The sequence below is a fragment of the Acetobacterium sp. UBA5834 genome (assembly GCF_002435675.1).
In the GTDB taxonomy this organism is placed as follows: Bacteria; Bacillota; Clostridia; order Eubacteriales; family Eubacteriaceae; genus Acetobacterium; species Acetobacterium wieringae.
In genome coordinates this window covers 42,204-53,707 of record NZ_DJGY01000009.1, presented here as the reverse complement: position 1 = coordinate 53,707, position 11,504 = coordinate 42,204, and the positions used below count along the sequence as shown (strand labels likewise).

Annotated in this window: 8 protein-coding genes; all 8 read right to left on the bottom strand. The window is 46.2% G+C overall.

Translation table 11 applies throughout. The features are described from left to right. Nucleotides 1-52: 52 nt before the first annotated feature. The 8 genes from B3F51_RS01755 to hpf all read right to left on the bottom strand — a co-directional run bounded on the left by B3F51_RS01755 (nucleotide 53) and on the right by hpf (nucleotide 11,033). Nucleotides 53-2,419: a homocysteine S-methyltransferase family protein gene (locus tag B3F51_RS01755; RefSeq protein WP_286945135.1), complete on the bottom strand. Its 2,367-nt coding sequence runs from the start codon at nucleotides 2,417-2,419 to the stop codon at nucleotides 53-55. Nucleotides 2,420-2,452: 33 nt separating this feature from the next. Continuing rightward, a complete protein-coding gene (locus tag B3F51_RS01750; protein WP_286945134.1) occupies nucleotides 2,453-3,184 on the bottom strand; it encodes a UPF0280 family protein in 732 nt (243 codons plus the stop codon). Nucleotides 3,185-3,186: 2 nt separating this feature from the next. Further along, on the bottom strand, nucleotides 3,187-3,591 hold the full coding sequence (locus B3F51_RS01745) for an NIL domain-containing protein (RefSeq protein WP_286945132.1): 405 nt from the start codon (nucleotides 3,589-3,591) through the stop codon (nucleotides 3,187-3,189). Next, on the bottom strand, nucleotides 3,588-4,754 hold the full coding sequence (locus tag B3F51_RS01740) for a homocysteine biosynthesis protein (RefSeq protein ID WP_070369979.1): 1,167 nt from the start codon (nucleotides 4,752-4,754) through the stop codon (nucleotides 3,588-3,590). The genes B3F51_RS01745 and B3F51_RS01740 overlap by 4 nt, the downstream gene beginning before the upstream one ends. Before the next feature lie 43 nt (nucleotides 4,755-4,797). Further along, nucleotides 4,798-5,890 (bottom strand): peptide chain release factor 2 gene (prfB, locus tag B3F51_RS01735; protein ID WP_228881371.1). Its coding sequence is split into 2 segments (ribosomal slippage): nucleotides 4,798-5,814 and nucleotides 5,816-5,890, totalling 1,092 coding nucleotides; the frame shifts between segments, so codons are not numbered across the junction. Nucleotides 5,891-5,920: 30 nt separating this feature from the next. Beyond that, nucleotides 5,921-8,431, bottom strand: a complete 2,511-nt coding sequence (secA, locus tag B3F51_RS01730; protein WP_286945129.1) for a preprotein translocase subunit SecA — start codon at nucleotides 8,429-8,431, stop codon at nucleotides 5,921-5,923. A 140-nt stretch (nucleotides 8,432-8,571) separates the two neighbouring features. Then, nucleotides 8,572-10,257, bottom strand: coding sequence for a DUF5317 domain-containing protein (locus B3F51_RS01725; RefSeq protein ID WP_070369977.1), 1,686 nt, complete (start codon nucleotides 10,255-10,257; stop codon nucleotides 8,572-8,574). Nucleotides 10,258-10,502: 245 nt separating this feature from the next. Continuing rightward, complete coding sequence (hpf, locus tag B3F51_RS01720) at nucleotides 10,503-11,033, bottom strand: ribosome hibernation-promoting factor, HPF/YfiA family (RefSeq protein ID WP_070369976.1); 531 nt, start codon at nucleotides 11,031-11,033, stop codon at nucleotides 10,503-10,505. Nucleotides 11,034-11,504: the final 471 nt, after the last annotated feature.

Below are 11,504 nucleotides of genomic sequence, written 5' to 3'. Positions count from 1 at the left end.
GGTAGTTTATCGACAACCTCAACAGACAGCCATAAGCTGTCTGTTTTTGCTGTTACGCAAATACGGTTTTGGCAATGCCAGCACCTTCCCGGGCATCTTTGCCGTAGAAGTCGGCACCGATGGTCTGGGCATATTCAGGGTTTAGTACCGCTCCGCCAACCATAATGATGGTTCCCGGGCAACTGACTTTGATTTCTGTGATGATTTTTTCCATATTTTTAACCGTGGTTGTCATCAGGGCACTGAGCCCGACCAGTTTAATCCCTTCGGCCTTGATTGTCTGAATAATGATATCAGCCTTGACATCCTTACCGAGATCGACAATCTCGTAGCCGTAATTCTCCAGAATCACCTTGAGGATATTCTTGCCAATGTCGTGAACATCGCCTTCGACTGTGGCCAACACAATTTTTCCCTTGGCTACCTGAGTCTGACCGGCTTGGGTCATCGTTTCTTTGATGACCTCAAAGGCCTGTTGGGCGGTTTCGGCCGCAAAAATCAGATGGGGCAGGAAGCATTCGCCGGTTTCAAAGGCATCCCCCACTGCATCAAGGGCCGGGACGATCTCATTATTGACAATATCCAGCGGTTCTCTGGTTTTTAAAAGAATGGCCGTGGCTGCAGCCGCCTGATCCGTCAGACCTTCTTCAATGATCGCTTTTAGTCCCAGAGTCGCCCGCCCGGTTTCTGCTTTGGTTACAGCGGCGCTTTTGTCTTTGTAGGCGTTGGCATAGGCAATGCACTGGCCATCAAAACCCCAGAGGGCCCGGAAGGCTTTGATGGTGTCCATCATTTCCTGATCACCGGGATTCATAATCGGGGTGGTCAGTCCCGCTTCCAGAGCCATCGCTAAAAAGGTTCGGTTTAGAAGTTCGCGGTTAGGGAGTCCAAAAGAAATATTGGAAACCCCCAATACCGTTGGTACACCCAGCTGAGCCCGGAGTTTTTCCAGGGTTTTGATGGTTTCCCGGACTTCTGCCTGTTGGGCCGAGGCGGTTAACACCAGGGCATCAATCAGAATATTCTTTTCAGGAATCCCATAAGATTTTGCCGTTGTGATGATTTTTTCGGCAATGGCAAAGCGATCACCCGCCAGACTGGGGATACCACTCTCATCCATAGTCAGACCCAGCACCAAGGCTCCGTATTTTTTAGCGATCGGAAAAATCGCTGCCATTGACGACTGTTTGCCATTAACCGAATTAATAATTGCTTTACCGGGATAGCTCCGCAGGACAGCTTCGATGACTTCCGGATTGGAGGAATCAATCTGTAGCGGACAATCCACCAGTTTACTAACTGTGTCGACGGCTTCCTGCATCATCGCTTCTTCATCAATATCCGGTAGTCCCAGGTTGATGTCGAGAATATCAGCGCCGTCTTTTTTCTGATCAACCGCCAGCTGGGTCACCACGGACAGTTCACCCGCACGTAGGGAGGCCTTCAGTACCGGATTGGTCGTCGGGTTGATACATTCGCCGATGATATGAATGTCGTCGCCCAGGATTATCGTTTTGGTACTGGAAGAAACAGCAGTAAAGCCTTTTGCGGTGACCGGAAAAAGCGGTAGATCCACAGTAGCCTGCTTCATTTTTTCGATATAGGCCGGGGTGGTGCCGCAGCAACCACCAAGAATTAAGGCTCCCATCTCGGCAATTTGCACCATATATTGCGTAAACTGATCGATGGTGATGTCATAGACGGTTTTGCCCTCTCTCATATGTGGCAAACCAGCGTTGGGTTCCACCATAATCGGCACCGAGGCATAGCGAACCAGATCGGCGATAATCGGCAGCATCGCATCCGGTCCAGTGGAACAATTAATCCCAATGGCATCTGCACCAAGAGCCTCCAGAATGTTGACAACCGTTAAGGCATCACTGCCGGTAAGCGTCCGGGCATTCTCCTCATAGGTCATCGATACAATCACCGGCAGCTCCGATACGGCTTTGGCAGCAATCAGAGCTGCCCGGGCCTCGCAGATATCAGTGATGGTTTCAATGACAATCAGATCGGCACCAGCCTGATCACCGGCGGTAATAACCTCTTTGAAATAGTCAACAGCCTGATCAAATGGCATCTCCCCGAGAGCCCCGATCAGGGTTCCCAATGGTCCGACATCCAGGGCCACATAGTCGGGATTCAAGGCCTTTGCATTGTGTACCCCAGCCGTCACCAATTGTTCAACGGTATAATTGCAACCCTTAAGCTTATAGCCGTTAACCCCAAAGGTATTGGAAAGAATAATATTGGCCCCGGCATCGATGTATAGTTGATGAATTTCTTTAATCAGCTCCGGATGGGTCAGGTTGAGCACTTCGGGAACCGGGCCAATAGCCGCCAATTTATTCTGCAGCAGGCTCCCCATGGCGCCATCGAGATACAGCCGCTTACTTTTTAGTATTTCTCCTAGTTTCACTGGTTCTCCTTTCCTTTAGACAGGTTGCATGTATTAGCATAGTTCAATTTCACCCCAGGCCCCCAATTGATCATCAATGATAATCAGGGTGCCGAGGATTCCTTTTATATTTCTTACCCAGTCCAGTCCTTTTTCCACATCTTCCGGTTTTTTGATGCGATTTCCCAGGGCGGTTGCCACTGCATCCGCCAGTGGGATGTCTTCGCTGATCACAGTGACAGCATCGGCCTTGCCAAAGCTCAGGGAGTGCCCCATCACGCCAGAGGAGGTACAGACCCCCAGGGCCTTTTCCCGGGGTTTGATTGCGATACCCAGATCGACAAATTGGGAATTGGTGGTATGAAGCGCCACCCGTCGCACTTTTTTGGTCCGGATCAAAAGATCGCCGCCGTTTTCCACCACCATCTCGGTTGTGTGAGATTCCAGCATCTTTCCGATATATTTTGAGACCGCACCGGCTACCGCTGCCATCGGTCCTACCCCGGCTATTTTTCCGGCTAGAAGCATATCGGCTACAATCGGGGCGGCAGCAGAATTTAGCGGCAATGGCAACAATGATTTAATAAAATCCGGATGGCTACGATGGTAGTTAAAAATAGTCTGGCGAAGGGTCTGTACTTCAGTCTGTACCGCCCCAATCAGTTCCGGGCTACTCCGGCCATGATCGACACCAATAAAAAGGTCGGATTCAAATTCGAGGACCTGGAAATAATCCAGATCCTCGGCTTTCATCATCTTTCGATAGGTTCGGGGTTGGTATTGCATACTCAGATCAGCGCGTGGATGGCCCGCATCGGGCAGGCTTTAACGCACAGCATACACTCCAGACATTTGTCATCGTGATGCACCAGCGACCAGTCAGCCGTCATTTCCAGGGCACCGACTGCGCAAACTGCGGTACAGGCAGCACAGGAAACACATTTGTCAGGGTCCACCTCAACCACCGATTCGATGTCTCTGACCCCAATCTGATGTTGACGCAAATAGACAATCCCGGCTTCAATATCGGCTTCTTCACCTTTTATTTCAAGCAGCAGGGTTCCTTTAATATTATCATCGATGAAGGCTTTAAGGATGTTGAAATCCAGATGGTAGGTTTTGATCAGTTCCATGGCCATCGGCTGACCGGCAGCCTTCTGCGGAAAGGACAAGAGTATTTTTTTTGTCATCATCGGGATTCTCCTTCCTTGATTTCCAGACCCTTAAGGGAATTTCCCATCGGGAAGCTCTGAATCGGTTCCTGCAGAAAAAACTCACCTTTTTTGATCCAATTGTTCAACTCTTCGGCAATTTCTCTGGCCATTTTCAGACTGGAAAGTGGTGACGTCTTGATGTTTTTGCCATTGATATCCACCGATCCGCTTCTCAGTTCAGCATAAGAAACTTTTTTCAAAACTGGCTTGGCTTTTTTAGGAACACTGTAGTCAATCACATTGGTGTACAGATCTTTATTCTCCACCGCCACAAAAGCCATTATTTCTTCATTGAGTATCGGAATCGGGATCCCTACGCCAACAAACATCGAGGTGCCGTAACCTTCATAAACAGCGCCACGAATATATTTGGAATTCATTTCTTTCATATTTCCGATTAAGGCCAGAGTTGCGCCGGGGGTCTGGGGGTAGCCCTTTTCATCCCGGGGACAGGCGGTATTAAACTGGGTACCCATCCAGGACACATAGCCCTGAGCGCCGCCAAAAAAGATCCGGGTACCCATACCAATGGTCTTAAGCAACGGGTCATTAAGCAGGGGGCTTAATTCACCGGCAGTGCTATAGGTAATATTTCCCATATTGGGCTGCAGAATTCCCATATAGGTGTAAAGCCGATGGCTGGAACCATTAATGGCGGCATTGTAATTCTGATAGACATTTCTGGGATTAAAGAGGTAAGCTTCATTTAAATCCTCCAGTGTGACCCAGGTATCCAGCTCGGTTCTGGGGTAACAGTCAGTCCCCTGAGATTTTGCCACCAGATGGACTTCTTTTCCGGCGATCAGGTCACTAATCACATGAGCCCCACCATATTCAATACCCTTGTCTGTTGACGGCTGGGTGGCCCCCAGATAGGTGTCCACCGCTGCCAGACCACCATAGGCGGAAACCCCATTGAGGCTGATCTCCCCCATTCGGATCGGCGGATCAGAATGTCCAAAATTCAGAAAGGCCCCCGATGAACACATCGGTCCGAAGGTAGCGGTGGTGACCACATCCACATAGTCGGCGGCTTCTTTAACGCCCCGTTCTTTGACAATCCCGATGACTTCTTCGGCAGTGACAACCACCGCCTCGCCCCGGGCAATTTTTTCGTTAATTTCCTGATAGCTCTTTGCCATTTTCCCCTCCAACAATTCTTCTTAAATTAGTTCCGTAATTATTCTATACCATCGTATTGAGATAAGCATTCATAAAACCGTCCAGATCGCCATCCATGACGCTACCGACATTACCGACCTCGACATTGGTGCGGTGGTCTTTGACCATGTTGTATGGATGGAAGACATAGGAACGGATCTGGCTGCCCCAGGCAATCTGGCTGTAGTCACCCTTAATATCTTCAATGTGATCCATCTTTTCCTGCTCCATGATTTCCACCAACTTGCCTTTAAGCATGTTCATGGCCACCTCTTTGTTCTGATGCTGGGAGCGTTCGTTTTGGCACTGCACCACAATCCCGGTTTTTAAATGGGTAATCCGTATCGCCGAATCAGTGGTATTAACGTGCTGGCCACCGGCCCCGCTGGAGCGAAAAGTGTCAATCCGAATTTCGTCGGGTTGAATTTCTATTTCCACCGATTCATCGACCTCAGGCATCACATCAAGGGATGCAAACGAGGTATGTCGGCGGCCAGATGAATCAAAGGGAGAGATCCGCACCAGCCGGTGCACTCCCCGCTCGGTTTTTAAATAGCCGTAAGCGTTGACCCCTTCAATCAGCAGGGTGACACTTTTAATCCCAGCCACATCGCCAGGCTGAAGATCCAGGGTTTTAACCTTATACCCCTTCTTTTCGGCCCAACGGGTATACATCCGCAGTAGCATCGAAGCCCAATCCTGGGACTCGGTTCCGCCAGCCCCGGGATGCAGCGAAATAATGGCATTATTGCTGTCAAATTCACCGGAAAGCAGGGTCTCGGTCCGGAAATTATCCAGTTTTTCATCGAGTTCCCGTATCGATTCACTAAAGCCGTCGAGCAGTTCGCCCTCTTCGGCCAGCTCCAGCATCACCTGGATATCATCCAGGGCTTCAGCCAGCGCATTATAATGATCCACCTTGATTTTAATAATTTTTAGTTCTTTTAAAACAATTTGTGCACTTTTCTGATCATTCCAGAATTCCGGATCCTCAGTTTTTTTTTCTAAGGCCTCCATTTCATTGACAAGCCGTGGCAAGTCAAAGTGAATTCCCCATTTCCTTCAGTTTAGTCGCCATTGCATTGATGATTTGTTTTTCCTCATACAAATCGATCATCACGATCACACCCCTTCTTTTTCAACTTTTTTATGCACCACAACATTTCTTATACTTTTTCCCGCTGCCACAGGGACAGGGATCGTTGCGGCCAACCTTGTTTTGAGCACTGGCCGGCCCACTCGGTTTTCCTTCAATTTCATTTTCGTTGGTCTTCATCTGACTGAAATCCACCGATTTTACCTGAGCTTCTTCCGCCGGAACCACCTGGATATTTAAATTGAATAAGTACTTAACTGTATCTTCCTGAATCCGCATGATCATGTCATCAAACAGGTCAAAACCCTCTTTGGTGTACTCTTTAACCGGATCATTTTGTCCGTAAGCCCGCAGTCCGATCCCCTGTTTTAGCTGCTCCATGTTATCAATGTGTTCCATCCAGGCAGAATCGACGCTTCTTAACAAAATCATCCGCTCAATATTTTGCAACTGTTCCAGGCCCAGCTTTTCTTTTTTATCTTCCAGCACGTTGCGGCATTCGTCCAGAATCGCTTCCACCAGTACTTCGGTACTTTCCGGTTTTTCCGGTAGGGTGAAACTGTCCTTCGGCAAAACATTGGCCTCAAGATGTTTGTGCAACCCTTCCAGATCCCAATCGTCATAATACTGACCATCGCCGGTATACATACTGACATAGGCATTGATCAGGGTTTCGGTCATGCTCCAGATTTCACTTTCCATATCTTTGCCATCAATAACCTGCTGCCGCTGTTCATAGATCAGCTCCCGTTGGCGATTCATGACATTATCATATTGAAGCACATGTTTCCGGATGTCAAAGTTGCGACCTTCCACCCGTTTCTGGGAATTCTCGATACCCCGGGTCAGCATTTTATTTTCGATCGGCGTTTCTTCATCCAGACCAATCGATTCAACCAGACCCTGAATTTTTTCTGATCCGAATACCCGCATCAGATCATCTTCTAACGAAACAAAGAATTGCGAAGAACCGGGATCTCCCTGACGACCGGCCCGACCACGAAGCTGGTTATCAATCCGGCGACTCTCGTGACGTTCGGTACCAAGAATATGGAGTCCGCCCAGTTCTCTGACCCCTTCACCCAAAACGATATCGGTTCCACGACCGGCCATATTGGTCGAAATCGTAACGGCATCTTTTTGACCGGCATTGGCGACAATTTCAGCTTCTTTTTCCAGAAATTTGGCATTTAAGACATTGTGCTTAACACCAGAACGTTTTAAGTAGCCACTGAGCAGTTCCGACTTTTCAATCGAAATGGTTCCGATCAGAATCGGCTGACCGGTGGCATGTCGCCGCTTAACTTCTTCAGTGACAGCCAGAAACTTTCCTTGTTCACTTTTATAGATCAAGTCGTTGAGATCCTGACGAATCAGCGGTTTATTGGTGGGAATCGATAAAACATTGAGATTATAAATGGTCTGGAACTCGTCTTCTTCGGTTTTGGCCGTCCCGGTCATCCCAGACAGCTTATTAAACATTCTAAAATAGTTCTGGAAGGTAACGGTTGCCAGGGTTTTGGATTCCCGGTTGACCTTAACGTTTTCCTTGGCTTCAATGGCCTGATGTAGACCGTTGGAATAACGGCGTCCGGGCATCAAACGACCGGTAAACTCATCGACGATAATAATTTCGCCATCCTTGACCACATAATCCCGATCTTTAAACATCAGGGTATTGGCATGAAGGGCCTGATTAATATGATGAGATATTTCCATATTTTCCATATCCGCCAGATTGGTGAGATTGAAATACTTTTCGGCTTTAATGACCCCTTCATCGGACAACATCACTGATTTGGCTTTTTCATCTTTGATATAATCATCGGCCTTCAGGCTTTTCGCAAAGCTATTGGCCAAAGCGTACAGTTTGGTGCTTTTGTCTCCGCTGCCGGAAATAATCAGTGGCGTTCTGGCTTCATCGACCAGCACGCTATCCACTTCATCGATGATGGCATAGTTAAGTTCCCGCTGCACCTGCTGGGCTTTCACCGAGGCCATGTTATCTCTCAGGTAGTCAAAGCCAAATTCGTTATTAGTGCCGTAGGTAATATCGCAGGCATAGGCGTGTTGCTTTTCCTGAAATGACAGGCCATGAACGACCAGACCCACCTGGAGTCCCAAAAACTCGTGGATCTTACCCATCCATTCGCTGTCACGTTTTGCCAGATAATCATTGACCGTAACAATATAGACCCCCCGGCCATCCAAGGCATTGAGGTAGGCGGGCAGAGTTGATACCAGGGTTTTACCTTCCCCGGTTTTCATTTCGGCAATATTGCCTTCGTGAAGGGCCATCCCCCCCAAAAGCTGAACCGGAAAGTGTTTCATGCCTAAAACCCGGGCCCCAGTTTCCCGTACGGTGGCAAAGGCCTCGACCAGCAAATCATCAAGGGTTTCCCCCTGAGCCAGTCGTTCCTTAAATATAAGGGTTTGGCCCTTTAATTCATCATCACTCATGGCTGCATAGCGGCTGTCCAGCTCCAGAATCTGGTCAACTTTTTTTTGCATCCGTTTTAATTCTTTTCTATTACTATCAAATATCTGATCTAAAATTCCCAATCTTTTCACTCCTTTGTAACATTCTTGCTGTATTTATACACTAAACTTTATTATAGCATACTCTCTTTAATGAAACTTATATAATTTTAAAGGGACTGTATTTTTTGATACAGTCCCCTTGTTTTGCAACTATTTATCATTTATTTTTTCTTGCGCCAAAAAGCCACATCTTTTCCGTCCAACTTCAGTTCGACCAGTTCATAGCCCGCCCGCTTTCGTTCATCGACGGTTTCCTGAAAATTCTTACGCTCATCATCATCCATATTGGCCAGCAATTTGTCCTTGTCTTCATTGGTACTGTCGTATACCCGACCCACTACTGGTTCTGTCACCTCTTCGATTTCCTTTAAGGGAATGGCAACCTCATCTCGGGGCGAACCACTGATCAGGGTTTCTGCCTCTTTACTGGTTTCCCGCATCAGTTGTTTACGCCGTTCGGCTTTACGTTTTTCATCTTCCAGATTCAGGCGTTGCCAGACATTGAGCATCTCATCTTCAGAAAACTCCACATCGTCTTCATCTTTACTTTTTACACCACTATCATAGGTACTGGTTTCGCTCCGTAACACAAACGGCTGGTCGAGATCGGTGAGTTTGAAGCTTTCCACGATCCGCAAATCGGATTCCGGTACAGGATGGGGTTCGCCCTCGGGATCACTAAGGGATTTTGCCACCTTGTTCAGTTCCATTTCCCGCATTTGCAGAATCAGTCGTTCTTTTTCAACCGCCAGTTTTTCTTCATAATACTTTTTGGTAAAAAAGCCAGCGTCCTCACTGTTGAGAATTTCTTCCATATCAGCGGCTTCCAATTCTTTTTCGCCCTTAACATAGGTGCCAACATCCTGGATATTACTAATAATCTTGGTACTGCCATCATCCACCGGTTCCATGATCCGAGTTTCCTGGGTATCACTCTTGCTGATGACAATTTCTTCAGTTTCCGTTCCGATTCCTGAATCCACCTCATCCAGAGCTGCCGGAATCAATCTGGTTTCAAAGCTGTCTTGAACACTGCTATTATCGGCACTTCTAAAGCCTTCGGCAGGAATAGCGATCGTGGCATTTTCATCCCGATCACCACGAATCCCTCCGGTCGCCGCCATGTCGCGATAATAATCGTCAATATCTTCCGGTTCGTCATAACCTTCCTGATAGCTGTTCTGGAGCGAAACCCCGCTGATTTCATAATCATCGTCATCGCCAAAAATACCTTCGTCTTCACCATGGTCATTGCGCTCGTCTTGCATGATGGACGCTTTTTTATTCATTACATATTGAATAAAACCAATTAAACCGATCAGAGTTACAATCGTACCAACCGTTACACCGGCCACCGATCCGTAAAGACTCATGATCAGGGGCACATAGGGCACCGGAATCGGTAAATTAATCCCCAAAAACCATAACAGTGTATTCGGTTGAATCAATGCGTATAAAGGACTCAACCCCTGAACGATTTGCTCGCCAAAAGCTGCTGGCAGCGTATCAATTACGCCCTGCGAAACAGGCATGTGCCCACCATTAATAAAAATCACAACAAAATTCGAAGTAATCCCCACTGCCATCAGAATAACCCAGAAATCATCCAGATTAAATACCAGCATGACTAATATCAGGATATAACTGGCAAAATTGACAATCTCCAGATAGGGTTCAACCAACGAAATACCGCCAGTGTAGATGTAAAGATGCAAAGCAATCTGCAACACCATCCCTAAAATCCCTACCGGTAGCAGGGAAATTTTTCTGACTTTGAAGCCACGCAGACTTCCCCTGCGAATTTTCCCAATTAAAAAACCTAAAATAATTGCAATTAGTATTAACATATTTATTTTAACCCCACTATTTATTTATAATCATTTCTTAGGTATTCTCATCTTTATCGATGTTTAGATATTAATGCATATAGATCTATTTTAAAACAAAAGAAAAGTTCTGTCAAAACTTTATGCCTAAATAATGTATAAATTTGAAAATAAAGTGAATTCATAAAACAACTTCATCAAAAACACCCCTTAAATCGATTATTCAAGGGGTGCTTATCGTTCTTTTCAGTTTTTTCTTAAAAATTTTAGAAAGTTGGCTCGATCAAGCCGTAATTTCCATCTTTTCTCATGTAGACAACATTGACGTCGTCCGTATCGCCGTTGAGAAATACAAAGAAATCATGTCCCAGCAATTCCATTTGTAAGGTTGCTTCATCAACATTCATGGGTTTGACCGCAAATTTTTTGGTTCGAACGACTTTGGGTTGGAACACATCATCTTCGAGTCCTTCGATCCCTTCTAAGTTAAACTTCGCTGCTTCATCCTGATTGCGTTTCTGTAATTTTGTTTTATGTTTTCTAAGCTGACCTTCCAGTTTATTGACAACATCTTCAATTGATGTCACCATATCCTCGGATCTTTCTTCAGCTCGTAAAATGGTTTTTCCCACAGGAATGGTTACTTCCAGCATCTGGTAATTTTTTTCTTTGCTGAAGGTGGCGTACACTTCAGTTTCCTGACCAAAGTAACGATCAAATTTCCCCAGTTTCTTTTTTAATGTTTCTTTTAAACCTTCTGATACATGCATATTTTTTCCGTAAATTGTGAATCTCATAACGACAACTCCTTTCAAAAGGTCAACCTTACTCGTTTACACTCACTCATGAAGTGCTTTTAAGTATATTCTTATTATACCCAATCCAATCCCTTTTAGTCAAAATCATTTGTGTCAAATTCTTGTCACAAAATATCATCTAAAATAAAGTTATTCATTTTTAAGCTGCCTCAGTTGACCTGGTCTTTTCCCCCACACTCGCCAGCTGGAAGTTTAGCTCAGTGTTCGCATCACAACTCCTTCTCTCGGTGTACCCGGCTGGACTTACTTCTAAGACGCACTATGCTCAACAATTCGCTATTGAATTGTCTTACGTGGATCGCTTCGCCTGCATCTGGCATCGACTTTCAACCACAAACCTGAGACAACGTCTATTATAAGATCCCCATCACAATAATGTCAAGCAAAATCAAATCATTCAAAATCCGGACTATTCCATTTGTTGCCATTTATGCTATAATAGGTGAAATA